Origin of the sequence: Streptomyces sp. RP5T, assembly GCF_003933965.1 — a bacterium.
GTDB lineage: Bacteria > Actinomycetota > Actinomycetes > Streptomycetales > Streptomycetaceae > Streptomyces.
The window spans coordinates 1-23,763 of record NZ_RSAJ01000072.1 but is presented as its reverse complement, the minus strand read 5'-3'; the positions used below and the strand labels follow the sequence as shown (position 1 = coordinate 23,763).

Genomic DNA, 23,763 nt, shown 5'->3' with positions numbered 1-23,763 from the left:
CCGCCGGGCCGCTCTCGGGCTCGCGCTCGTCGTCCTCGTCCCCCTCCTGTCGGTCGCCGCCGCCCTGCGCCTCAATTACGCCGGCGACCCCGCCGACGGCACCCGCACCCGCGGCAAGGACGCGATCTGGCTGGGGCACGCCTGGGTGGACGGCCGCAGGACCGACGCCGACGTCCGCGCCCTCGCCCTGCGCCTGCGGGACACCGGCATCCGGGACCTGTACGTGCACGCGGGCCCCCTGGAGCACGACGGCACGCTGCCCGCGTCGGCGTACCCGAAGGCGGCGTGGCTGATCGGCGCCGTGCACAGGGCGGCCCCGGGCGTCCGCGTCCAGGCCTGGCTCGGCGACAAGCTCGCCACCGAGAGCCCGGAGGGCATGCGCCTGTCTGAGCAGGACACCCGCGCCGCCGTCGTGCGGTCCACCCGGCAGATCCTCGCCACCGGATTCGACGGCGCCCACTTCGACCTGGAGCCCCTGCACTCCGGCGACCGGCACTACCTCGGCCTCCTCGACGCCCTCCACCGGGTCACCCGCGCCCACGGCGTCCCCCTCTCGGTCGCCGCCCACCAGATCGACCCGCTGCCCGGACTCCACTCGGTCGCGGGGACGCTCGCCGGGCACCCCAAGTGGTGGTCGCAGGCCTTCTTCGGCCAGGTCGCACGCCGGGTCGACCAGATCGCGGTGATGTCGTACGACACGAGCACACCGCTGGAGAGCCTGTACGGCGGATACGTGGCCCAGCAGACCTCACTCGCCCTGGAGGTCACCCCCGACTCCACCGACCTGCTGATGGGCCTGCCCTTCTACCGGGAGAACAACTTCGACCACTGGGCCCACGCCGAGACCGTGCCCGCCGCCGTCCGGGGTGTCCGGCTCGGGCTGTCCCGCACGGACGCGGACCGGGCGAACTTCGGCGTGGCGCTGTACGTCGACTTCGCGGCCACGGAGGCGGACTGGACGGCGTACGAGCGGGACTGGGTCCGCTAGAAAACCACCTGCGCCCCGGGACACCGCACTGCGACGATCTGCCGGGTGACCAGTACCCGCAGACACCTCAGCCGCGGCGACCTCGCGCCCCTTGCCCGGGCGGCGACCGGTCGCTCGCTCGCCGCCGTCGACCGCCTGCGCGGCGGCAACAAGAAGGGCGTCTACCGGCTGGTCCTCGACGACGACACCACCGCCGTGGCCTACGTCTGGTCGGCTGACGAGGACTACTGGGACGCCGGCCCCGCCGACCCCCGCGACCCCTTCTCCGCGGGCACGAGTCCCGATGTCTTCACCGCCGCGCACGACCGGCTCGCCGCGGCCGGGGTCCGCACGCCCCGCCTCCTGCACGCCGACAGCACCAGGGACGCGGTGGTCGTCGAGGACATGCGGGGCGGCAGTCTGGAGGGCCTCCTGGAGCGGGACCCGGTCGCGGGCCGCGTGGCCCTGCGGCGGTTCGCCGCCGAACTCGCGACCCTGCACACGCAGGAGGGGCCCGCCCTCGGCAAGGCCGGGCTCGTCGACAACGGCGGTACCTCGTCGTCGAGTTCCGCCGCCCGGAGGGTCACCGAGGACGCCCTGCGCCACATCGAGCAGGCCGCCGACCGCGACGAGCGGATCGCCGCCGTACGGGACGACCTCGCGGAGACCGTACGACGGCTCGCGGCGGCGGTACGGCCCCGCGACCGGCACACCCTCGTCCACGGTGAACTGGGCGCCGACCACGTCCTGCTGGACGACCAGGGCATGCCCGCCCTCATCGACATCGAAGGGCTCATGTACTTCGACGTCGAGTGGGAGCACGTCTTCCTGCGGATCCGCTTCGGCCCCCACTACGACGCACTCGGCGCTCCCGACCTGGACGAGGACCGTATGCGCCTCTACCGCCTCGCCATGCACCTCTCCCTGGTCGCGGGCCCCTTGCGCCTCATCGAGGGCGACTTCCCGAACCCCGGGTGGATGCGGGAGATCGCGGAGCACAACCTGGTCCGGGTGCTGGAGCTCGTGGGACGATGACCGGCGTGCACGCGAAGCCGGTCATGAGACCGGCCCGGGCTAGGAAGACCTCCTCCTGATCTTCGAGCCCAGCCACACCAGCGGGTCGTACTTGCGGTCGACGGCCCTTTCCTTCAGCGGGATCAGCGCGTTGTCCGTGATCTTGATGCCCTCGGGGCAGACCTCCGTGCAGCACTTGGTGATGTTGCAGTAGCCGAGCCCGTGCTCGTCCTGGGCCGTCTTCTTGCGGTCCAGGCCACTCTCCTCGGCCGCGTCCAGCGGGTGCATGTCCAGTTCCGACACCCGCATGAGGAACCGGGGGCCCGCGAAGGCCGGCTTGTTCTCCTCGTGGTCGCGCACGACATGGCAGGTGTCCTGGCACAGGAAGCACTCGATGCACTTGCGGAACTCCTGCGAGCGGTCCACGTCCTCCTGCATCATCCGGTACTCGCCGGGCCCGAGTCCGTCCGGCGGCACGAACGCCGGGACCTCGCGCGCCTTCTGGTAGTTGAAGCCGACGTCCGTCACCAGGTCCCGGACCACCGGGAAGGCCCGCAGCGGAGTGACGGTGATCGTCTCCTGCGGGGTGAACACCGACATCCGGGTCATGCACATCAGCCGGGGGCGGCCGTTGATCTCCGCCGAGCACGAACCGCACTTGCCCGCCTTGCAGTTCCAGCGGACGGCGAGATCGGGCGCCTGGGTGGCCTGGAGCCGGTGGATGATGTCCAGCACCACCTCGCCGTCGTTGACGTCGACCTCGAAGTCCTCCAGGCCGCCGCCCTTCACGTCACCCCGCCACACCTTGAAGTGGGCCGTGTAGCCGCTCATTCGTACAGCTCCTCTTCGGCGAGGTACTTGACCAGCTCCTCCTTGTCGAAGAGGGCGAGCAGGTCGGCGCGGATGGGTTCGGTGGTCTCACGGGTGAGGTCGATCTGCCCCCGGACCGGGTCCGTGGCCGCCAACCCGCCCGTCGGGTCGGCCAGTTGGCACAGCAGGTTGATGTTGCGCCACCTGCGCTCCATCGCCGGATGGTCCTCGCGGGTGTGCCCGCCGCGCGACTCGGTCCGCTCCAGCGCGGCCCGCGCCACGCACTCGCTGACCAGCAGCATGTTCCTGAGGTCCAGCGCGAGGTGCCAGCCCGGGTTGAACTGCCGGTGCCCCTCGACCCCGGCCCGCCGGGCCCGTACCCGAAGATCCGCGAGCTTCTCCAGGGCCTGCTCCATCTCGCCCTCCCGGCGGATGATGCCGACCAGGTCGTTCATGGCCTGCTGGAGCTCCTGGTGCAGGGTGTAGGGGTTCTCCGGGGGGCCCGCGGCGGGTTCGGAGGCCTCCGCCGAGAACGGTCTGAGCGCCTCGGCCGCCGCCGCGTCGACCTGGGCCTCGTCCACCGGCGGGCGGTTTTCGGCGAGCCCGGTCGCGTGCTGCGCCGCGTGCAAGCCCGCCCGGCGCCCGAAGACCAGCAGGTCGGAGAGGGAGTTGCCGCCGAGGCGGTTCGAGCCGTGCATACCGCCGGCCACCTCACCGGCCGCGAACAGCCCCGGCACCCCGCGTGCCGCCGCCGTGTCCGACTCGACCGCGATGCCGCCCATCACGTAGTGACAGGTCGGCCCGACCTCCATCGGCTCGGCCGTGATGTCGACGTCGGCCAGCTCCTTGAACTGGTGGTACATGGACGGCAGCCGCCGCCGGATCACCTCGGCCGGCATCCGTGTCGAGACGTCCAGGAAGACCCCGCCGTGCGGGGAGCCGCGGCCCGCCTTCACCTCGGAGTTGATCGCCCTGGCCACCTCGTCGCGGGGCAGCAGCTCAGGAGGGCGCCGGTTGTTGTCCGGGTCCTCGTACCAGCGGTCGCCCTCCTCCTCCGACTCGGCGTACTTCTCCTTGAAGACGTCCGGGACGTAGTCGAACATGAACCGCTTGCCCTCGGAGTTCCTGAGCACCCCGCCGTCACCGCGGACCGACTCGGTGACGAGGATGCCCTTCACCGACGGGGGCCAGACCATGCCGGTCGGGTGGAACTGCACGAACTCCATGTTCAGCAGGGGCGCGCCCGCGAGCAGGGCCAGCGCGTGGCCGTCGCCGGTGTACTCCCACGAGTTCGACGTCACCTTGAAGGACTTGCCGATGCCGCCGGTCGCGATCACCACGGCCGGGGCTTCCAGGACGAAGAAACGGCCGGTCTCACGGTCGTAGGCGAAGACACCGGAAGCCCGCGAGCCGTCCTTGAGCACCCTCGTGACCGTGCATTCCTGGTAGACCTTCAGGCGGGACTCGTAGTCGCCGGTCTCCCTCTTGTCCTGCTGCTGCAGGGACACGATCTTCTGCTGGAGGGTGCGGATCAGTTCCAGGCCCGTGCGGTCGCCGACGTGGGCGAGGCGCGGGTACTCGTGGCCGCCGAAGTTGCGCTGGGAGATCCGGCCGTCCTTGGTGCGGTCGAACAGCGCGCCCCAGGTCTCCAGCTCCCAGACCCGGTCCGGGGCCTCCCGGGCGTGCAGCTCGGCCATCCGCCACTGGTTGAGGAACTTCCCGCCGCGCATGGTGTCGCGGAAGTGGACCTGCCAGTTGTCGTGGGAGTTGGCGTTGCCCATGCTGGCCGCGATGCCGCCCTCGGCCATCACGGTGTGCGCCTTGCCGAACAGCGACTTGCAGATCACGGCCGTACGGGCACCGCGCTCGCGGGCCTCGATGGCGGCACGAAGCCCTGCCCCACCGGCGCCGACCACGACGACGTCCCATTCCTGCCGGTCGACCACGGACATCAGAAGGCACCCTCAATCTAGAAGAAGCGCGGATCGTCGAAGGCGCCGGAGGCGACCAGATACACGTAGAAGTCGGCCAGCGCCACGCTCACCAGGGACGCCCAGGCCAGCTGCATGTGGCGGGCGTTGAGCTTCCCGACGAGCTGCCAGGCCCGGTAGCGCACGGGGTGCTTGGAGAAGTGCCTGAGCTTGCCGCCCACGATGTGCCGGCAGGAGTGGCAGGAGATCGTGTACGCCCAGATCAGCACGATGTTGACCAGGAACACCAGGGTGCCGAGGCCCATGTGGCCCCACGCGTAGTGCTCGTCGCGGAACGCGAGCACGGTGTCGTAGGTCAGGATGCCGGCGACCACGATCGCGGCGTAGAAGAAGTACCGGTGGATGTTCTGCAGGATCAGCGGGAAGCGGGTCTCACCGGTGTACTTCTTGTGCGGCTCGGCCACCGCGCAGGCCGGCGGGGACGCCCAGAAACCCCGGTAGTAGGCCTTGCGGTAGTAGTAGCAGGTCAGGCGGAAGCCGAGCGGGAAGATCAGGATGATGATCGCGGGGGAGATGGCCCACCAGCTGCCGAAGATCTCCCAGTTGGGGCCGTGCCGCATGGGCGCGCAGCGCTCGGCCAGGCAGGGGGAGTAGAACGGCGAGACGTACGGGGCCGCGTAGTAGTCCGTGTCGGCGAACGCCCGCCAGGTCGAGTACACGATGAAGGCGAGCAGTCCGGCGGCCGTGGCCCCGGGCGCCAGCCACCAGCGGTCGGTGCGCAGGTGCGGGGCGTCGATCGCGGCGCGCGTACCGGTGCGTACGCCGCCGCTCGCGGTATGGGATTCGGTGTCGGGGGGTTCCGTACCAGTGGCCAACTCATGACTCCGGTCGGGTTCAGGGGGTGTGGCGGTGGTGGGCGCCGAGTCCCTCGTCGTCCGAGTCCGTCCACAGGGTGTTGTCGTACGGGGCGTCGGAGATGGGGACGAAATCCTGGCGGCGGGCCTTGGCGAGCGCCGGATCGGTCTCCCTCAGCAGCGCGAGGCTCTCGCGCAGGCGGTCGGCGTCGATCCGCACACGGCGCATCTCCAGACCGCTGCTGCCCAGCTGCTGCTCCAGGCGCTTGACGTACCTGAGCACCTCGTCGAGCGAGCGCTGGGCCGCTGCCAGTTCGTCGTTCACGGACATGACGTGACCTCACTTCCGTGGGCGGGGATGCCCTGGACGGGAACGGTCATGCGCCTGCGAGTGTTGCGCGTCACACCTGCCGGTGTGAAGGGACGTGCATGGATTGGCGGATCGCGTGCCTCCGTGCGCGCCCCTCGTGCGCCGTCGATTGCGCCGCACGGGTGGGCTTCCTGGCCGTTGTCGCCGTGTCGCCGTCCGTTGCCGAACCCTTTCCTCTTCAGTGGCCGCAATAGATGTGATCAGCTCCATATACCGCCAAAAGTGATCATAACGCCCGCGGCTCCCGGAGGTAACCAGAGATGTCCCACAACGGCGTCGCACTGCGCGCGGTCACGCGCTCGGTCGGCTTCCTGACCGCGGGCGCGCTCGCGGTGACCGCGCTCTCCGGGTGCAGTTCCGAGGACAAGGGGAGCAAACCGCTCGCTGAGCAGGACATCGCGCCCGCCGCCCGCGACCGGGTCGCCGACGGCGGCACCCTGCACTGGGCGGTGGACGCCGTCCCGGACACCCTGAACACCTTCCAGGCGGACGCCGACGCGACCACCACCACCGTCGCCCAGGCCGTGCTGCCCTCGATGTACCGGCTCGACGCGAACGGGCGGCCGCAGGTCAACGCCGACTACCTGGAGTCGGCCAAGGTCGTCGACACCGAGCCCAAGCAGGTCGTGCTGTACAAGCTGAACCAGCAGGCCGTGTGGAGCGACGGACGGGAGATCGGCGCCGCCGACTTCGCCGCCCAGTGGCGCGCCCTGTCCGGCAAGGACTCCTCGTACTGGACCGCCCGCAACGCCGGCTACGAGCGCATCGAGAAGATCGAACGCGGCGCCAACGACCTGGAGGTCCGGGTCACCTTCGCGCGGCCGTACGCCGACTGGCGCTCGCTGTTCTCCCCGCTGTACCCGAAGGACGTCATGGGCACCCCGGACTCCTTCAACGACTCCGCCCGCAAGAAGCTCAAGGTCACCGCGGGGCCCTTCCAGGTGAAGAAGGTCGACCGCAAGGACGACGAGATCACCCTCACCCGCAATCCGCGCTGGTGGGGCCACCCCGCCAAGCTGAACGAGATCGTGCTGCGGGCAGTGCCGCGCGACAAGCGGGCCACCGCGCTGGCCGCCGGCGCGATCGAACTGGCCGAGGTCGACCCCGAGGCCCTCGGCCGCATCGGCGTCGCCGCCCGCGCGGGAGCCACGGCCGGCGCCAGTCCGGTCGCGGGCCCCGGCGGCCTCCCCGCCCGCCGCCCCGGAAGCAACCTGGAGGCCGCCGACGCGCTGCGCGCCTGGGCCCTGGCCCACGGCGACGACGAGGAGGACGGCGACGAGCTCAGCGCCCGCCAGAAGAAGCGCAGGGCCCTCGCCGCCTACGCGCGGGAGCAGGCGGCACTGAAGGGCTACGAGGTCCGCAGGTCCCTGGAGCCCGCCTACACCCAGCTCGCCCTCAACGGCGCCTCGGGTCCGCTGGCCGACGAGCGGGTGCGCCGGGCCGTGGCCCGCGCGATCGACCGCAAGGCCCTGGCCGGCCTCGTCCTCTCCCCGCTCGGACTGCCCGCCGAGCCCGTCGGCAGCCACCTCGCGCTCTCCGGCCAGGACGCCTACGCCGACAACAGCGGCGCGCTCGGCGGCCAGGACGCCAAGGAGGCCAGGGCGCTGCTGGCGGACGCCGGGTGGGTGCCGGGCGGTCCGCTCGACAAGGAGAAGAAGAAGGGCGAGAAGGCGGCGGGCACCGAGGGCGAGAAGGCCACCCGGAAGCCCGGGGACGGGAAGAAGAGTGAGGACGGGGACTCCGAGGACGGGGACTACATCGTCGGACGGGACGACAAGAGCGACGGCAAGGACCCCGAGGACCACCGCGCGGGCGGAGACGGGCCGCAGCATCTCGCCCAGGACGGCAAGCAGTACGTGAACCGGCTGAAGCAGGGCGGCGCGCCGGGGGCGTACGCCCCCAAGGGCACGGCGGCTCCGGCCGACGCGGCGACGAAGGTGCTGGCCAAGAACGGCAAGGCGCTCGCCCTGCGGTTCGTGCTCCCGTCGGGGCCGGGGTCCGAGACGCTGCGCACGGTCGCCGGGCGGATCTCGGCGATGCTGGGGAAGGTCGGCATCCGGACCGAGATCTCCAAGGTCTCCGACGAGAGCTACTTCAAGGACCACATCGCCTCCGGGGAGTACGACCTCGCGCTGTACTCCTGGCCCGCCTCCGCCTTCCCGGCCACCGACGCCCGCCCGATCTTCGCCAAGCCGGTACCGGCCGCGGACGGGTCGCTGAACGTGGAGCAGAACTACACCCGGGTCGGCACCGACCAGGTCGACCAGCTCTTCGACCAGGCCGTCTCCACCCTCGACGAGGGCAAGAGCCGCAGCCTGATCCGCAAGGCCGACTCCCGTATCTGGGCCGCCGCCGGATCCATCCCGCTGTATCAGCGTCCCCAGCTGACGGCGGCGAAGAAGGACGTGGTGAACGCCGGTTCCTTCGGGTTCCAGACGCCGGTCTACGAGGACATGGGCTTCCTGAAGAAGGGCGCGAAGGCCTCGGCCGCCCCCACCGGTGACTGAGCCCGGGAAGCCCTCACCCGGGAGGCACCGTACGATGGGGTGAGGCCGTGGCATGTTGAGCCCGGCAGGGTCCGCGTAACACAGACGTACGCGTCGGCCTTCCTCACACTCCAGGAGTACGCCTTAATGGCCACGCGCCACGACATCCGCAACGTCGCCATCGTCGCCCACGTCGACCACGGCAAGACGACCCTCGTCGACGCCATGCTGAAGCAGGCAGGTGCCTTCGCCGCGCACGCCGCCGAATCGCTCGACGACCGCATGATGGACTCGAACGACCTGGAGCGTGAGAAGGGCATCACGATCCTGGCCAAGAACACGGCCGTCAAGTACCACCCGAAGGACGGTGGCGAGGTCGTCACCATCAACATCATCGACACCCCGGGCCACGCCGACTTCGGCGGCGAGGTCGAGCGCGGGCTGTCGATGGTGGACGCGGTGGTTCTGCTCGTCGACGCCTCCGAGGGCCCGCTGCCCCAGACCCGCTTCGTGCTGCGCAAGGCGCTGCAGGCCCGGCTGCCCGTCATCCTCTGCATCAACAAGACGGACCGCCCCGACTCGCGCATCGACGAGGTCGTCAACGAGGCGTACGACCTCTTCCTCGACCTCGACGCCGACGAGGACCAGATCGAGTTCCCCATCGTCTACGCCTGCGCGCGCGACGGTGTGGCCTCGCTGACCAAGCCGGAGGACGGCACCGTCCCGGCCGACAGCGACAGCCTGGAACCCTTCTTCTCCACGATCCTCTCGCACGTCCCGGCTCCGGAGTACGACGAGACGGCCCCGCTCCAGGCGCACGTCACCAACCTGGACGCCGACAACTTCCTCGGCCGTATCGCGCTGCTCCGCGTCGAGCAGGGCGAGCTGCGCAAGGGCCAGACCGTCACCTGGATCAAGCGCGACGGCACGATGTCCAACGTGCGCATCACCGAGCTGCTGATGACCGAGGCGCTCACCCGCAAGCCCGCCGAGAAGGCCGGCCCGGGTGACATCTGCGCGGTCGCCGGTATTCCGGACATCATGATCGGCGAGACCCTCGCCGACCCCGAGAACCCGATCCCGCTCCCGCTGATCACGGTCGACGAGCCCGCGATCTCCATGACCATCGGGACGAACACCTCGCCGCTGGTCGGCCGCGGCGGCACCGGCAAGGGCGCCGACGCGAAGGCGGCCGTCAAGGACCGCAAGGTGACCGCCCGTCAGGTCAAGGACCGCCTGGACCGCGAGCTGATCGGTAACGTCTCGCTGCGCGTCCTGGACACCGAGCGGCCCGACGCCTGGGAGGTCCAGGGCCGTGGTGAGCTCGCGCTCGCCATCCTGGTCGAGACCATGCGCCGGGAGGGCTTCGAGCTGACCATCGGCAAGCCGCAGGTGGTCACCAAGGAAGTCGACGGCAAGGTGTACGAGCCCGTCGAGCGCATGACCATCGACGTGCCCGAGGAGCACATGGGCGCGGTCACGCAGCTCATGGGCGTCCGCAAGGGCCGCATGGACAACATGTCGAACCACGGCTCCGGCTGGGTGCGCATGGAGTTCGTGGTGCCCTCCCGCGGTCTGATCGGCTTCCGGACCGAGTTCCTGACGCAGACCCGCGGCACCGGCATCGGGCACTCCATCCACGAGGGCTTCGAGCCCTGGTTCGGCACCCTGCAGACCCGCAACAACGGCTCGCTGGTCGCCGACCGCTCCGGTGCCGTCACCGCCTTCGCGATGACGAACCTCCAGGAGCGCGGCGTGCTGTTCGTGGACCCGGGCACCGAGGTCTACGAGGGCATGATCGTCGGTGAGAACTCGCGCGCCGACGACATGGACGTGAACATCACCAAGGAGAAGAAGCTCACGAACATGCGGTCGTCCTCGGCCGACTCGTTCGAGGCGATCGTCCCGCCGCGCAAGCTCTCCCTGGAGCAGTCCCTGGAGTTCTGCCGCGACGACGAGTGCGTCGAGGTGACCCCGGAAGCGGTGCGCATCCGCAAGGTGAACCTGGACGCCCGCGAGCGCGCCCGCGCCGCGAGCCGCGCCAAGCACGGCTGATCCGACCCGCCGGCGGTCGTCGGCAGCCCGGTTCCTCGACCCGCGGGGAACCGGGCCTTCGGTGTGCCCGCGAAAGCCTGTCCGCGATCTATGAGACACCGTCCGGATATCGGTAAGACCCCGATCGTGTTTCGGACATGTGAACCGAAATCCATTGCGGTATGTCCGATTTGACGGTCTGTCGTCTCACGTGTCAAGCGCGACCAGGTGTCAATCTTTGCAATTTTTCCTCAAAATATGGCCGGTAGGGAGATCCCTATGCCTTCCGCCCTTGACGCGCGTTGAACACTTTGGCGAAAGTTCCCCCAAACCACAGAACCTGCCGGTATCTGTGCTGCGCTCAACTCTCCAACCCCCCGGGGGAAGTACACACATGACCAGTCCAGTCGCCTTGGACCCCGAGCTCGAGTCGAACGCCGAGCCTGTCAAGGCCGAGCAGAAGCTCGAGGGTCGTTCTCCCGGCCAGTTGATGTGGCAGCGCTTCAAGCGCGACCGTACCGGTGTCATCTGCGCCGTGGTAGTGATTTTGTACTTCGTGGTCTCGCTGGCCGCGCCGCTGCTGGTCAAGCTCAGCGGGACCGACCCGTACACCCTGTACGGTCAGGACCCGACCTACGCGGACAAGCCGGTCCTGGACCAGTTCGGTCTTCCGCTCGGCTACTTCGGCGGCGTCTCGGGCGACCACTGGTTCGGTGTGGAGCCGCAGTACGGCCGTGACCTGTTCGCCATGCTCGTGTACGGCATGCGGACGTCGCTGTTCATGGCGCTGGGCGTGACCGTCCTGCTGATGGCCACCGGCGTGATCATCGGTCTGATCGGCGGTTACTTCGGCGGTCGCACCGACTACTGGATCGGCCGGGTCACCGACTTCTTCCTGTCCTTCCCCCAGCAGCTGTTCTTCATCGCCTTCATGCCCGTGGTCACCGCGTTCTTCGTCGACCCGCGGGAGGAGACCCCCACGTACTTCCGCGCACTGGCGATGCTGATCGTGCTGTGGCTGCTGGGCTGGATGGGCATGGCCCGACTGGTCCGCTCCACCGTGCTGTCCCTGCGTGAGCGCGAGTTCGTCGAGGCCGCCAAGGTCTCCGGCGCCTCGCCCTGGCGGATCGTCCGCAAGGAGATCCTGCCGAACGTGGTGACGCCGATCCTGGTGCAGTTCACGTACTCGCTGCCCAGCACCATCCTCACCATCGCCTTCCTTTCGTTCGCCGGAGTCGGGTTCGTCGAGCCGACTCCGGACTGGGGACGACTGTTCGCCGCCGCTGCCAACTACACCGAGCAGGACCCGGCGTTCCTCTTCTTCCCCGGTCTGGCGCTGGTGATCTTCGTTCTGGCCTTCAACCTCCTCGGAGACTCGGTCCGGGACGCTTTCGACCCCAAGTCCGGGCGGTAACTCGTCCATTGGTGGGGGGTGGCTGCCGCCCCCGCGTCGGCCTACCAGCCGCGTCAGGCAGTACTCATGGATAACAACCGACAGGTAGGTATTCGCCTCATGAAGCCCATCAGTTCGCGCAGAGCGCGCGCCGTCGTCGTCGCCCTCGCGGCCGGTTCCCTGGCTCTCACGGCCTGCTCCAAGAACGAGGGCGGCAACTCCGGTACCGACTCGAAGAAGGACCAGAGCGAAGCGTCGGTCCAGTCCAAGGCGGTCACCTATGCCGACGCCGCGGGCTCGACGGGTCCCGCCGAGGAGGTCGCCGGAGCCAAGCCCGGTGGCACGATCAACGTGTACCAGGAGGCGGGTGTCTCGCACCTGGACCCGGGTCAGATCTACGTCTCCGACGCCGGTCAGGTCGCCAACCTGCTGTTCCGTCGCCTGACCCAGTTCAAGGAGGACGGCAAGGGCGGCGTCTCGGTCGTGGGTGACCTCGCGACCGACTCCGGCAAGTCCTCGGACGGCGGCAAGACCTGGACCTTCACGCTGAAGGACGGCGTCAAGGACCAGAACGGCAACGCCATCACGTCCGCCGACGTCCGCCACACCGTCGAGCGCCAGTACGCCAGCTTCATCTTCGACGGCCCCACCTACCTGCAGACCTGGCTGAGCGGGTCGGACTACCGCAAGGCCCTCCCGGACGGCGGCTTCGGCAAGAAGCACCTGCCGGCCTCGGTCCTGGACACCCCGGACGACAAGACGGTCGTCTTCCACTTCGACACGGCGCGCCCGGACCTGCCGCAGACGCTGGCCATGGCCGGCTACGCCATCGTCCCGGAGAAGACGGACACGAAGGCGGCGTACGACAAGGCTCCGGTCGCCACCGGCCCGTACAAGATCGTCTCGAACAAGGTGGGCAAGGAGCTCGTCCTCGCCAAGAACACCAACTGGGACCCCAAGACCGACTCCGTCCGTCACCAGTACGCGGACAAGTTCGACTTCCAGTTCGGCATCACCGAGTCGACCCAGACCAAGCGTCTGATCGCCGACCAGGGCGCGGACAAGAACGCCATCCAGTTCACCGGTGGCGTCGAGTCCACGCAGATCCAGGACGTCATCGGCAACCCGGCCGTCAGCAAGCGCACGGTCAAGGGCTACCAGCCCTACGTCATGCAGCTGACGTTCAACCTCGACCGGGTCAAGGACCTCAAGGTCCGCCAGGCCATCACCTACGCGGTCAACTCCAAGTCCCTCATCGCCGGTGAGGGTGGCGCGTACGGCGGCGACGTGGCCCCGAACTACTTCGCCCCGACCCTGCCGGGCTACGAGGCGAACTACGACCCCTACGGCCGTCTGAAGACGCCGCAGGGCAACATCGCCAAGGCGAAGGAGATGCTCAAGAGCGTCCCGGCCGCCGAGAAGAAGGTCGTCTTCGCCTACGCCAACAGCGAGGCCGGTCAGAAGCGCAAGGTCGCCATCGAGGACGCCCTGACCAAGGTCGGCTTCGACGTCGTGGCCAAGGAGGTCGACGCTGCGAGCTACTACGAGCAGATCGGCAAGCTGAACAACCCGTACGACATCTACATCACGGGCTGGGGCCAGGACTGGCCGTCGGCGGGCACGGTCATCACGCCCATCTACGACGGCACCCAGGTCTCCGACGGTTCCTCGAACTACTCGCACGTCAAGGACCCGAAGGTCGACGCCCTGATCAAGAAGGCGCTCTCCCAGGACCCGACCGCGGCCGCCGCGACGTGGAAGGAAGCCCAGCACTACCTGCTGGAGAAGGTCGTCCCGGCCGCCCCGCTCTGGTACACCAAGCAGTTCCAGCTCTCCGGGTCGAACATCGGCGGCGCCCGCTACGGCTCGGTGTCCAGCCTGATCGACATCACCCGTCTGTACGTGAAGTCGTAACTCTCTACGGCTGATCGCGGGGGTGCGCACCAGGCGGAGCGCACCCCCGCACCTCCGTGAAACCTCCCACCGTCTCCGCAGAGAGCAGCCCTCCCGCCATGTTTCAGTTCATCCTCCGGCGCACGGTCGGTGCCCTGGTCACCCTCTTCCTCATCGGCGCCGCCACGTTCTTCCTGTTCGTCGCCGCGCCCTCCGACTACGCCTCCCTGGCCTGTGGCAAGGACTGCTCGCCCGCGAGACTGGAGGACATCCGCCAGGCACTCGGCCTCAACCTGCCGATCCACCAGCAGTTCTGGGACTTCATGTCCGGCATCGTGATGGGCCGTGACTTCCCGACCGGGCACTGCAGCGCGCCCTGCCTCGGCCAGTCGTTCTACTCGGGCGACATGGTCTGGTCCACCATCATGGACCGCTTCCCGACGACCCTCACGCTCACCGCGGGAGGTGCGGTCGTCTTCGTCATCGTCGGTGTCGGAGCCGGCATGGTCGCCGCCTACCGGCGCGGCACCCTCATCGACAAGGTCGCCACCGGTGTGTCGATGGTGCTCAGCTCGTTCCAGATCTACGTGCTCGGGCCGATCGTCCTGCTGATCTTCGTCTACAGCACGGGCTGGATGGACAACCCGGCCTACCACCCGATCACCGAGGACCCGGTGAAGTGGTTCACCGGCATGCTGCTGCCGGTGCTGGTGATGGCCACCATCTTCACCGCGCAGTACACGCGTATGTCCCGCTCCTCGATGATCGAGCAGCTCGCGGAGGAGCACGTCCGCACCGCCCGCGCCAAGGGCATGTCGAACAAGTACGTCTTCTTCCGCTACGCCTGGCGCGGTTCGATGATCCCGATCGTCACCGTCCTCGGCATCGACATCAGCTCGATGCTCGGCGGCGCCGTGGTCACCGAACTGACCTTCTCCCTCCAGGGGATCGGCCGCCTCGCCGTGGACGGCGCGGTCCACAAGGACCTGCCGCTCACGATGGGCGTCATGCTGTTCGGTGCCTTCTTCATCCTGATCGTCAACATCCTCACGGATATCGCGTACGCCGTCATCGACCCGCGCGTCCGTCTCTCCTAGGAAGAACGAACCACCGTGACCACACTGACCAAGACCGAGGACGCCCCGGCCCCTTCCGGCTCGGACAGCTTCCTCTCAGTGCGCGATCTGAAGGTGCAGTTCTCCACCGAGGACGGCATCGTCAAGGCCGTCGACGGTCTTTCCTTCGACGTCGAGCGCGGCAAGACGCTCGGCATCGTCGGTGAGTCCGGCTCCGGCAAGTCCGTCACCAACCTGACGGTCCTGGGCCTGCACAACCCGCGCACCACCACCATCGACGGGGAGATCGTCCTCGACGGCAAGGAACTCGTCACCGCCACCGAGCGCGAGCTGGAGCAGCTCCGCGGCAACAAGATGGCGATGATCTTCCAGGACCCGCTGACCGCGCTGTCGCCGTTCTACACGGTGGGCCGCCAGCTGTCCGAGCCGTTCATGAAGCACCGCGGCGCCTCCAAGAAGGAGGCGAAGGACCGGGCCGTCCAGATGCTGGAGAAGGTCGGCATCCCGCAGCCCAAGACGCGCTTCGACGACTACCCGCACCAGTTCTCCGGCGGTATGCGCCAGCGCGCGATGATCGCCATGGCGCTGATGTGCGACCCCGAGCTGCTGATCGCCGACGAGCCGACCACCGCACTGGACGTCACCGTGCAGGCCCAGATCCTGGACCTGCTCAAGGACCTCCAGCAGGAGTTCGGCTCCGCGATCGTCTTCATCACCCACGACCTGGGCGTCATCTCCAACATGGCCGACGACCTGCTGGTGATGTACGCCGGCCGGGCCGTGGAGCGCGGCAGCGTGCGCGAGGTCATGCGCGCGCCCCGCCACCCCTACACCTGGGGTCTGCTCAGCTCGATGCCGCGGCTGGACAGCGACGTCAACGAGGAACTGGTGCCGATCCCCGGCTCCCCGCCCTCGCTGCTCAACCCGCCCTCGGGCTGCCCGTTCCACCCCAGGTGCGCCTTCAAGGACGAGGTGCCCGGCACCCTGTGCACGGACTCGCGGCCTCCGCTGGCCGAGGGCCGGGCCTCCGCGTGCCACCTGACGGCGGAGCAGAAGCAGACCATCTTCATCGACAAGATCCAGCCCCGGCTGCGCTAGGGAGAACCGAGACATGAGCGACAACCTCACCCTCCCCGCCCAGCAGGGTTCAACCGGCACCTCGACCGAGGAACTCCTCAAGGTCGAGGGCCTGACCAAGCACTTCCCGATCTACGGCGGCTTCCCGATCAAACGCAAGGTCGGCGCGGTGCAGGCCGTGGACGGCATCGACCTCTCGGTCGGTGTCGCCGAGAGCGTCGGCCTGGTCGGCGAGTCCGGCTGCGGCAAGTCGACCACCGGGCGGCTCATCACCCGCCTGCTGGAGCCGACCGCCGGCAAGATCACCTACGCGGGGCAGGACATCACCCACGCCTCGCGTCGGCAGCTCGCGCCGGTGCGGTCCGAGATCCAGATGATCTTCCAGGACCCGTACTCCTCGCTCAACCCGCGCCAGACCGTCGGCTCGATCATCAAGTCGCCGATGGAGGTCAACGGGATCGAGCCGGAGGGCGGCCGGGAGAAGAAGGTCCGTGAGCTGCTGGAGCTCGTCGGCCTCAACCCGGAGCACTACAACCGCTTCCCGCACGAGTTCTCCGGCGGTCAGCGCCAGCGCATCGGCGTGGCCCGCGCGCTCGCCCTGAACCCGAAGCTGATCGTGGCCGACGAGCCGGTCTCCGCGCTCGACGTGTCCATCCAGGCGCAGGTCGTCAACCTGCTCAAGAAGGTCCAGGACGAGCTCGGCATCGCGTTCCTGTTCATCGCCCACGACCTGGCCGTCGTACGGCACTTCTCGCAGCGCGTCGCGGTCATGTACCTCGGCAAGGTGGTCGAGGTCGGCGACCGGGACTCGATCTACAACCGGCCGCGGCACCCGTACACCCACGCCCTGCTCTCCGCCGTTCCCGAGGTGGAGCTGGAGGAGGGCGGCGAGGGCCGGGAGCGGATCCGTCTGTTCGGGGACGTCCCCTCGCCGATCCACCCGCCGTCGGGCTGCCGCTTCCGCACCCGGTGCTGGAAGGCGCAGGACAAGTGCGCCACGGACGAGCCCCCGCTGGTGCAGATCTCCGGCAACAAGGTCGGCCACCTGACGGCCTGCCACTTCCCGGAGGACCCGACCACCGAGGCCCGCGACTCGGACGTGATCATGGATCCCGCCCTGAAGGCCCTGGAGGAGTCGGCGGAGTCCGACACCCCCGCCAAGGACTGACCCCCAGCACGACCCCCGGCCGGGGGCGGGAGGCAAACGCCGCCCGCCCCCGGCCGAGGCGTTTCCCTCCGGGGGCAGGGCCGATGTGACCGCGGGCGGGTGAGGCCCTGAACGGGGCCGCAGGGGAGCTGTGTCCACCTGCGCCGGGGCCGGAGCGTGATGTCCCGCGTCACCAGTCCTCGTGGGCAGGCTCGGCCTCTCCCGGCCGCTCAGCAGCCACAGCCCTGCGCGCCCGTCATGAGGCTGACGACCCGGCACGGCTCCGGGGCAGGGGAGAGGGGTGCGCTGTGCTGCGTCTTTGCGGTGGATCTGATCCAGCGTGCCCGCCACGGCCGACAGTCCTGGGCCGAGGCCGGGGGCGTGATGCCGGTCGTCGTGGGCCCTCGCGGACCTCGTGGGCGCCGAGGCTCGGCCCCGCCCGGCCGCTCAGTCGTCACAGTCCTGCGCGTCCGTCGTGAAGCTGACGGCTCGGCACGGCTCCGGGACCGGGGGCGGAGATGCGGTGCGCCGTGTCTCCGCGGTGGTTCTGGTCGGCGGGAGTCATCTACCCGGCGCAGGCCTGGGCCGAGGCCGGGGGCGTGATGCTCCCCGTCACCAGTCGCCGTATGCCCACGGACCTGAGCGCCGCCCATACGGGTCCCTCCCGGCGACTGACGCGGCGCAGGCCCACGCACCTCTCCGGGCCGACGACTCGGTACGGCTCCTGGGTGCCCGGCGGTCGGCACCGTTCAGGGGCGTGCCCGCCAACGGCCGACGTGCGCGCCCGAAATGGGCTGGCAACCTCATGCACCCCTGGACCGGGGCCGGAGACGTCATGGCCGCCGTCCCCCTCCCCGCGGTCGCGGCTTCTGCTCCAAAGGCCTAGTCAGGCGTGCGGAATGTCTTTTCTGATCCGATATTGGCCGGTAACGGATCAGTCTGAGGAGGCACTCCATGCGCGGAGCCACGCACGCCAGATGGGCCGCATGTGCGGCGGCAGCAGCCCTCGCGGCGACGGGCTGCGGCGGTGGGGACAGCGGTGGCGGCAGTGGCGGCAGCGGTGACGGCAGCGCGGTGCTGAGCTCGTCCTGGGGTGACCCGCAGAACCCGCTGGAGCCGGCCAACACCAACGAGGTGCAGGGCGGCAAGGTCCTCGACATGATCTTCCGCAGCCTGAAGAAGTACAACCCGGAGACCGGCAAGGCCGAGGACATGCTCGCCGAGAAGATCGAGACGAGCGACTCGCAGAACTTCACGATCACGGTCAAGAGCGGCTGGACCTTCAGCAACGGCGAGAAGGTCACCGCCAAGTCCTTCGTGGACGCCTGGAACTACGGGGCCTCCCTCAAGAACAACCAGAAGAACGCCTACTTCTTCGGCTACATCGACGGCTACGACAAGACGCACCCCGAGGACGGCAGCAAGCAGACCGCCGACACCCTCTCGGGTCTGAAGGTCACCGGCACCAACACCTTCACCGTCAAGCTCAACCAGAAGTTCTCGACCTTCCCCGACACCCTCGGCTACCCCGCCTACGCCCCGCTCCCGCAGGCCTTCTTCACCGACCACGCGGCCTGGGTGAAGAAGCCGGTCGGGAACGGCCCGTACACCATCGAGTCGTACACCAAGGGCTCCCAGATGGCCCTGAAGAAGTGGGACGGCTACCCCGGCAGCGACAAGGCCCAGAACGGCGGCGTGACCCTCAAGGTCTACACCGACAACAACACCGCCTACACCGACCTGATGGCCGGCAACCTCGACCTCGTCGACGACGTCCCGGCCGCCCAGCTCAAGAACGTCAAGAGCGACCTGGGCGACCGGTACATCAACACCCCGGCCGGCATCATCCAGACCCTCGCCTTCCCGTTCTACGACAAGCAGTGGAACACCGCCGGCATGGAGAAGGTCCGCACCGGCCTGTCCCGCGCGATCAACCGCGACCAGATCACCCAGACCATCTTCCAGAAGACCCGCACCCCCGCCACCGACTGGACCTCCCCGGTCCTCGGCGCCGACGGCGGCTACAAGGAGGGTCTGTGCGGGGACGCCTGCGACTACGACCCCGCCGAGGCCAAGAAGCTCGTCCAGGAGGGCGGCGGACTCCCCGGCGGCGGGATCAAGATCACGTACAACGCGGACACCGGCTCCCACAAGCAGTGGGTCGACGCCGTCTGCAACTCCATCAACAACGCGCTCGGCAACGACAAGGCCTGCGTCGGCAACCCCGTCGGCACCTTCGCCGACTTCCGCAGCCAGATCACCGCGAAGAAGATGAGCGGCCCCTTCCGGGCGGGCTGGCAGATGGACTACCCGCTCATCCAGAACTTCCTCCAGCCGCTCTACTACACCAACGCCTCCTCCAACGACGGCAAGTGGTCCAACAAGGACTTCGACAAGCTCGTCAACGAGGCCAACGCCGAGACCGACACCGCCAAGGCCGTCGAGACGTTCCAGGAGGCCGAGAAGGTCGTACGGGACAACATGGCCGCCATCCCGCTCTGGTACCAGAACGGCAGCGCGGGCTACTCGGAGCGGCTCTCCAACGTGAAGCTCAACCCGTTCAGCGTCCCCGTCTACAACGAGATCAAGGTCGGCTGACCCCGCCATGGGACGGTACGTCGTCCGTCGGCTGCTCCAGATGATCCCGGTGTTCATCGGGTCGACCCTGCTGATCTTCCTCATGGTGAACGTGATGGGCGACCCCATCGCGGGCCTGTGCGGCGACAAGCAGTGCGACGCGGCGACGTCCGCCCAGCTCAAGAAGGAGTTCGGCCTCGACAAGCCGGTCTGGCAGCAGTACCTGACCTACATGGGGCACGTCTTCACCGGCGACTTCGGCACCGCGTTCAACGGTCAGGAGGTCACCGAGCTGATGAAGTCGGCGTTCCCCGTGACCATCCGGCTGACCATCGTCGCGATCCTCTTCGAGATCGTCATCGGCATCACCCTCGGTGTCGTCACCGGCCTCAAGCGCGGGCGACCGGTGGACACCTCGGTCCTGCTGCTCACCCTCGTCGTGATCTCCGTCCCCACCTTCGTCACCGGCCTGCTGCTCCAGCTGCTCCTGGGCGTCGAGTGGGGCTGGATCAAACCGTCGGTGTCCACGGAGGCCACGTTCGGCGAACTGATCGTGCCGGGACTCGTCCTCGCGTCCGTGTCGCTGGCGTACGTGACCCGGCTGACCCGCACCTCGATCGCCGAGAACAAGCGCTCCGACTACGTCCGCACCGCCGTCGCCAAGGGGCTGCCCCGGCACCGGGTCATCACGCGCCACCTGCTGCGCAACTCGCTGATCCCCGTCGTCACCTTCATCGGCACCGACATCGGCGCCCTGATGGGCGGGGCGATCGTCACCGAGCGCATCTTCAACATCCACGGCGTCGGCTACCAGCTGTACCAGGGCATCCTGCGCCAGAACACCCAGACCGTGGTCGGCTTCGTCACCGTCCTCGTCCTGGTCTTCCTGATCGCCAACCTGATCGTCGACCTCCTGTACGCCGTCCTCGACCCCAGGATCCGTTATGCCTGAATACCAGGAAACAGAGGGCGCCATCGCCGGGACCGGAGCAGGCGGTGCGATGGATCTCGCGGTGAGCGAGGCCACCACCCTGGAGAAGGGCCCCGACGGCACGGGCCCCCAGGACCGGCCCCGCTCCCTGTGGTCCGACGCCTGGCGCGACCTGCGCCGCAACCCCGTCTTCATCATCTCCGCCCTGGTGATCCTCTTCCTGGTCGTCATCTCCCTGTGGCCGTCGCTGATCGCCTCCCAGAACCCGCTGAAGTGCGACCTGTCGAAGGCCCAGGAAGGCTCGCAGCCGGGGCATCCCTTCGGCTTCGACGGCCAGGGCTGCGACGTCTACACGCGCACGGTGTACGGGGCCCGTACGTCCGTGACGGTCGGCGTCTGCGCCACGCTGGGCGTCGCGATCCTCGGGTCGATCCTCGGCGGTCTCGCGGGGTTCTTCGGGGGCTTCTCGGACTCGATCCTGTCCCGCACCACCGACATCTTCTTCGCGATCCCCGTGGTACTGGGCGGTCTGGTGCTGCTGTCGGTGGTCACCAGCAACACGGTGTGGCCGGTGATCGGGTTCATGGTGCTGCTGGGCTGGCCGCAGATCTCCCGCATCGCGCGCGGCTCGGTGATCACCGCCAAGCAGAACGACTACGTGCAGGCGGCCAGGGCGCTGGGCGCCTCCAACTCCCGCCTGCTGCTGCGGCACATCACCCCGAACGCCGTCGCCCCGGTGATCGTCGTGGCGACCATCGCCCTCGGCACGTACATCTCGCTGGAGGCGACCCTGTCGTACCTCGGCGTGGGTCTCAAACCGCCCACGGTCAGCTGGGGCATCGACATCTCCGCGGCCTCCCCCTACATCCGCAACGCCCCGCACATGCTCCTGTGGCCCGCCGGCGCCCTGGCCATCACGGTCCTCGCCTTCATCATGCTCGGCGACGCGGTCCGCGACGCCCTCGACCCGAAGCTGAGGTGAGCGGACGTGGTGACGAGCACGGAAGCGGGCCACGCCTGCCGCCCGTGTCCCCGCGGTGGTCCCGGTGGCGGTCGTGCCGGACCCGTGCCCGGGGCCCGGAGGCGCCGGGGCGGCGTGCGGGTTCCCGTGGTCGGCGAGGTCGCGCACCTGGACCTGCGGACAGGCGGCGAGCGTCTTCTCCGGGCCGGCGCGCAGCCGGCCGGTGCCGGCACCGGCGTTGACGTGGAGGGCGGCGCCCTGACCGCCCGGCGCGAACCGCTCCGGGGTGTCCGGGCCGCGGGCGGACGTCCGGTGCGGCCGGCCGCGGGACCCGTGTGCCCGGCGCGACGCGGGACGCCCGAGCCGGTTCGTGCGGCGGCCGCCGGCCAGCAGGTGCTCCACGGCCGAGCGGCCGCCCCCACCTCGCCGCGGGCCCAGGTCCACCCCAGCCACCCCGTGTCCCTCCACCCGCGGGGCCGCGCCGCGTCCCTTCCCGAAGCCGAGGTGAGTCGCCGTGTTGCTCGAAGTGCGTGATCTGCACGTGGAGTTCAGGACCCGGGACGGGGTCGCCAAGGCGGTCAACGGGGTCGACTACGCGGTGGACGCCGGGGAGACCCTCGCGGTGCTCGGGGAGTCCGGGTCGGGGAAGTCGGTGACCGCGCAGGCGATCATGGGGATCCTCGACATGCCGCCCGGACGGATCGCCGGGGGCGAGATCGTCTTCCAGGGGCGGGACCTGCTGAAGCTCAAGGAGGACGAGCGGCGCAAGGTCAGGGGCGCCGAAATGGCGATGATCTTCCAGGACGCGCTGTCCTCCCTCAACCCCGTGCTGTCCGTCGGCGACCAGCTCGGCGAGATGTTCGTGGTGCACCGGGGCATGTCGAAGAAGGACGCCCGGGCGAAGGCCGCCGAGCTGATGGACCACGTCCGCATCCCCGCCGCCAAGGAGCGCGTCAAGGACTATCCGCACCAGTTCTCCGGCGGCATGCGCCAGCGCATCATGATCGCGATGGCGCTCGCCCTGGAACCCGCGCTGATCATCGCCGACGAACCGACCACCGCGCTCGACGTCACCGTCCAGGCGCAGGTGATGGAGCTGCTCGCCGAGCTCCAGCGCGAGTACCACATGGGGCTCATCCTCATCACCCACGACCTCGGTGTCGTCGCGGACGTGGCCGACCGGATCGCCGTCATGTACGCGGGCCGGATCGTCGAACAGGCCCCCGTCCACGACATCTACAAGTCACCGGCCCACCCCTACACGCGCGGACTGCTCGACTCCATCCCCCGTCTCGACCAGAAGGGCCAGGAGCTGTACGCGATCAAGGGACTGCCGCCCAACCTGATGAACATCCCGCCGGGGTGCGCCTTCAACCCCCGGTGCCCGATGGCCCGTGACGTGTGCCGGACGGACGTGCCTCCTCTGTACGAGGTCGACGACAGACGGACGAGCGCCTGTCACTTCTGGACGGAGTGCCTCAATGGCTGAGCCGATCCTGGAAGTGGGTGGACTGGTCAAGCACTACCCGTTGACGCGGGGAGTGCTGTTCAAGAAGCAGGTCGGAGCCGTCAAGGCCGTGGACGGCGTGGACTTCACGCTCCGCAAGGGCGAGACCCTCGGCATCGTCGGGGAGTCCGGCTGCGGCAAGTCGACCGTCGCCAAGATGCTGGTCAACCTCGAACGGCCGACCGAGGGGGCGATCAGGTACAAGGGTGAGGACATCACCAAGCTCTCCGGCAAGGCGCTCAAGTCGGTGCGCCGGAACATCCAGATGGTCTTCCAGGACCCGTACACCTCGCTCAACCCCCGGATGACGGTGGGCGACATCATCGGGGAGCCGTACGACATCCACCCCGAGGTGGCCCCCAAGGGCGACCGGCGCAGGAAGGTCCAGGACCTGCTGGACGTCGTCGGCCTCAACCCCGAGTACATCAACCGCTATCCGCACCAGTTCTCCGGCGGCCAGCGCCAGCGCATCGGCATCGCGCGAGGGCTCGCCCTGCGCCCGGAGGTCATCGTCGCCGACGAACCGGTCTCCGCCCTCGACGTCTCCGTGCAGGCCCAGGTGATCAACCTCCTCGACCGGCTGCAGAGCGAGTTCGAGCTGTCGTACCTCTTCATCGCGCACGACTTGTCGATCGTGCGGCACATCTCGGACCGGGTCGGGGTGATGTACCTCGGGCGGATCGTGGAGATCGGCCGGGACGCCGAGATCTACGACCATCCCACCCACCCCTACAC

Annotated in this window: 18 protein-coding genes; 14 read left to right on the top strand and 4 right to left on the bottom strand. The window is 68.9% G+C overall.

Going from position 1 to position 23,763, the window contains the following annotated elements:
- Together EHS43_RS10945 and EHS43_RS10940 are read left to right on the top strand one after the other, a co-directional pair.
- On the top strand, positions 1–988 hold a 988-nt coding region (locus EHS43_RS10945; protein WP_125190344.1), incomplete at its 5' end, for a hypothetical protein.
- Between the two features lie 45 nt (positions 989–1,033).
- Positions 1,034–2,002 carry a phosphotransferase family protein gene (locus EHS43_RS10940; RefSeq protein ID WP_125190343.1) on the top strand — a complete coding sequence of 323 codons (969 nt, stop codon included), beginning with the start codon at positions 1,034–1,036 and terminating at the stop codon, positions 2,000–2,002.
- A gap of 39 nt (positions 2,003–2,041) precedes the next feature.
- Here EHS43_RS10940 and EHS43_RS10935 read toward each other — a convergent pair whose 3' ends face one another.
- Genes EHS43_RS10935 through EHS43_RS10920 form a run of 4 tightly spaced genes read right to left on the bottom strand, consistent with a single transcriptional unit; the run spans position 2,042 to position 5,907 of the window.
- The gene (locus EHS43_RS10935) at positions 2,042–2,812 is read right to left on the bottom strand and encodes a succinate dehydrogenase/fumarate reductase iron-sulfur subunit (RefSeq protein WP_125190342.1); all 771 of its coding nucleotides are present in this window, start codon (positions 2,810–2,812) and stop codon (positions 2,042–2,044) included.
- Positions 2,809–4,743 (bottom strand): fumarate reductase/succinate dehydrogenase flavoprotein subunit, encoded by a 1,935-nt coding sequence (locus tag EHS43_RS10930; RefSeq protein WP_125190341.1) that lies wholly within the window; start codon positions 4,741–4,743, stop codon positions 2,809–2,811. Before EHS43_RS10930 ends, EHS43_RS10935 begins: the two co-directional genes overlap by 4 nt.
- Positions 4,744–4,760: 17 nt before the next feature.
- Positions 4,761–5,597 (bottom strand): hypothetical protein, encoded by an 837-nt coding sequence (locus EHS43_RS10925; RefSeq protein ID WP_125190340.1) that lies wholly within the window; start codon positions 5,595–5,597, stop codon positions 4,761–4,763.
- Positions 5,598–5,616: 19 nt separating this feature from the next.
- On the bottom strand, positions 5,617–5,907 hold the full coding sequence (locus tag EHS43_RS10920; protein WP_125190339.1) for a 2-hydroxyacyl-CoA dehydratase: 291 nt from the start codon (positions 5,905–5,907) through the stop codon (positions 5,617–5,619).
- 299 nt (positions 5,908–6,206) lie between these two features.
- Here EHS43_RS10920 and EHS43_RS10915 point away from each other — a divergent pair, with 299 nt between their 5' ends.
- The 12 genes from EHS43_RS10915 to EHS43_RS10860 all read left to right on the top strand — a co-directional run.
- A complete protein-coding gene (locus EHS43_RS10915; protein ID WP_125190338.1) occupies positions 6,207–8,453 on the top strand; it encodes an ABC transporter family substrate-binding protein in 2,247 nt (748 codons plus the stop codon).
- A 126-nt stretch (positions 8,454–8,579) separates the two neighbouring features.
- The gene (gene typA / locus EHS43_RS10910) at positions 8,580–10,487 is read left to right on the top strand and encodes a translational GTPase TypA (RefSeq protein WP_020119702.1); all 1,908 of its coding nucleotides are present in this window, start codon (positions 8,580–8,582) and stop codon (positions 10,485–10,487) included.
- A 373-nt stretch (positions 10,488–10,860) separates the two neighbouring features.
- Complete coding sequence (locus EHS43_RS10905) at positions 10,861–11,880, top strand: ABC transporter permease (protein WP_185806200.1); 1,020 nt, start codon at positions 10,861–10,863, stop codon at positions 11,878–11,880.
- A 99-nt stretch (positions 11,881–11,979) separates the two neighbouring features.
- Positions 11,980–13,773, top strand: coding sequence for an ABC transporter substrate-binding protein (locus EHS43_RS10900; protein ID WP_125190337.1), 1,794 nt, complete (start codon positions 11,980–11,982; stop codon positions 13,771–13,773).
- A 98-nt stretch (positions 13,774–13,871) separates the two neighbouring features.
- A complete protein-coding gene (locus EHS43_RS10895; protein WP_125190336.1) occupies positions 13,872–14,849 on the top strand; it encodes an ABC transporter permease in 978 nt (325 codons plus the stop codon).
- A 15-nt stretch (positions 14,850–14,864) separates the two neighbouring features.
- On the top strand, positions 14,865–15,926 hold the full coding sequence (locus tag EHS43_RS10890) for an ABC transporter ATP-binding protein (RefSeq protein ID WP_125190335.1): 1,062 nt from the start codon (positions 14,865–14,867) through the stop codon (positions 15,924–15,926).
- 13 nt (positions 15,927–15,939) lie between these two features.
- Positions 15,940–17,073, top strand: a complete 1,134-nt coding sequence (locus EHS43_RS10885) for an ABC transporter ATP-binding protein (protein WP_125190334.1) — start codon at positions 15,940–15,942, stop codon at positions 17,071–17,073.
- A gap of 933 nt (positions 17,074–18,006) precedes the next feature.
- The gene (locus EHS43_RS10880; protein ID WP_125190333.1) at positions 18,007–19,650 is read left to right on the top strand and encodes an ABC transporter substrate-binding protein; all 1,644 of its coding nucleotides are present in this window, start codon (positions 18,007–18,009) and stop codon (positions 19,648–19,650) included.
- A gap of 7 nt (positions 19,651–19,657) precedes the next feature.
- Complete coding sequence (locus EHS43_RS10875; protein WP_125190332.1) at positions 19,658–20,581, top strand: ABC transporter permease; 924 nt, start codon at positions 19,658–19,660, stop codon at positions 20,579–20,581.
- Positions 20,574–21,542, top strand: a complete 969-nt coding sequence (locus EHS43_RS10870; protein ID WP_125190331.1) for an ABC transporter permease — start codon at positions 20,574–20,576, stop codon at positions 21,540–21,542. Before EHS43_RS10875 ends, EHS43_RS10870 begins: the two co-directional genes overlap by 8 nt.
- Positions 21,543–22,035: 493 nt before the next feature.
- Positions 22,036–23,010 carry an ABC transporter ATP-binding protein gene (locus EHS43_RS10865; protein WP_125190330.1) on the top strand — a complete coding sequence of 325 codons (975 nt, stop codon included), beginning with the start codon at positions 22,036–22,038 and terminating at the stop codon, positions 23,008–23,010.
- Positions 23,003–23,763, top strand: a 761-nt coding sequence (locus EHS43_RS10860; protein WP_125190329.1) for an ABC transporter ATP-binding protein, incomplete at its 3' end; no start/stop codon positions are given. The genes EHS43_RS10865 and EHS43_RS10860, both read left to right, overlap by 8 nt.